Raw genomic sequence first — 1,274 nt, 5'->3', positions numbered from 1 at the left:
TCACCCAAGTAGCACGGGGCCCGAGAAATCCCGTGTGAATCTGGCGGGACCACCCGCTAAGCCTAAATATTCCCTGGTGACCGATAGCGGATAGTACCGTGAGGGAATGGTGAAAAGTACCGCGGGAGCGGAGTGAAATAGTACCTGAAACCGTGTGCCTACAAGCCGTGGGAGCGTCGCGCATCGAGCTTGCTCGGTGCGTCGTGACTGCGTGCCTTTTGAAGAATGAGCCTGCGAGTTTGCGGTGTGTTGCGAGGTTAACCCGTGTGGGGAAGCCGTAGCGAAAGCGAGTCCGAATAGGGCGACCCAGTAGCGCGCCCAAGACCCGAAGCGGAGTGATCTAGCCATGGGCAGGTTGAAGCGCGGGTAAGACCGTGTGGAGGACCGAACCCACCAGGGTTGAAAACCTGGGGGATGACCTGTGGTTAGGGGTGAAAGGCCAATCAAACTCCGTGATAGCTGGTTCTCCCCGAAATGCATTTAGGTGCAGCGTCGTGTGTTTCTTGCCGGAGGTAGAGCACTGGATAGGCGATGGGCCCTACCGGGTTACTGACCTTAGCCAAACTCCGAATGCCGGTAAGTGAGAGCGCGGCAGTGAGACTGTGGGGGATAAGCTCCATGGTCGAGAGGGAAACAGCCCAGAGCATCGACTAAGGCCCCTAAGCGTACGCTAAGTGGGAAAGGATGTGGAGTCGCAGAGACAACCAGGAGGTTGGCTTAGAAGCAGCCACCCTTGAAAGAGTGCGTAATAGCTCACTGGTCAAGTGATTCCGCGCCGACAATGTAGCGGGGCTCAAGCGTACCGCCGAAGTCGTGTCATTGGCACATATACCTCCAACGAGGGTGCTGATGGGTAGGGGAGCGTCGTGTGCCGGGTGAAGCAGCCGCGGAAGCGAGTTGTGGACGGTTCACGAGTGAGAATGCAGGCATGAGTAGCGATACACACGTGGGAAACGTGTGCGCCGATTGACTAAGGGTTCCTGGGTCAAGCTGATCTGCCCAGGGTAAGTCGGGACCTAAGGCGAGGCCGACAGGCGTAGTCGATGGACAACCGGTTGATATTCCGGTACCCGCTTTGAAGCGCCCAATATCGAATCCTCTGATGCTAAGGCCGTGAAGCCGCCCTGGAGCCTTCGGGCAAAGGGGAGTGGTGGAGCCGCCGATCCAAGGTGGTAGTAGGTAAGTGATGGGGTGACGCAGGAAGGTAGTCCAGCCCGGGCGGTGGTTGTCCCGGGGTAAGGGTGTAGGCCGTGTGGTAGGTAAATCCGTCACAC

1 other annotated feature (running past one end of the window) is annotated in these 1,274 nt (G+C 58.1%).

The annotated features are described in order from the left end of the window. Positions 1 to 1,274 (top strand) — a sequence feature (mutual gap in cmsearch alignment for this rRNA model is longer than 100) (it extends 188 nt beyond the left edge of the window).

Origin of the sequence: Streptomyces sp. NPDC001922, from assembly GCF_042891165.1 — a bacterium.
Taxonomy (GTDB): domain Bacteria; phylum Actinomycetota; class Actinomycetes; order Streptomycetales; family Streptomycetaceae; genus Streptomyces.
Note: the sequence above shows the minus strand (reverse complement) of the source record. Positions and strands in the feature narration are given on the sequence as shown.